This window comes from Ensifer sp. ZNC0028 (genome assembly GCF_000799055.1).
In the GTDB taxonomy this organism is placed as follows: domain Bacteria; phylum Pseudomonadota; class Alphaproteobacteria; order Rhizobiales; family Rhizobiaceae; genus Ensifer.
This window is the reverse complement of the sequence record NZ_JTLA01000189.1, coordinates 1-243: the sequence shown is the minus strand read 5'-3', so window position 1 is coordinate 243 and position 243 is coordinate 1. Positions and strand designations below refer to the sequence as shown.

Here is a 243-nt window from a genome sequence, read left to right as displayed (position 1 = left end):
GGTTGAAGGAGTAGCGCAGGCACATGGCAAAGGAGGCGATCATCGCGATCGGGTTGGCAATGCCCTTACCGGCAATGTCCGGGGCCGATCCATGCACCGGCTCATAGAGCGCCTTGCGCTTGCCGCTGACACCGTCCGGCGCGCCAAGCGAGGCCGAGGGCAGCATGCCGAGCGAACCGGTGAGCATGGCGGCCACGTCCGACAGCATGTCGCCGAACAGGTTGTCGGTGACGATGACGTCGA

Annotated in this window: 1 protein-coding gene; it reads right to left on the bottom strand. The window is 65.0% G+C overall.

What is annotated here, in order from left to right:
* On the bottom strand, positions 1-243 hold a 243-nt coding region (locus tag L981_RS32235), incomplete at both ends, for an isocitrate/isopropylmalate family dehydrogenase (protein WP_043626627.1).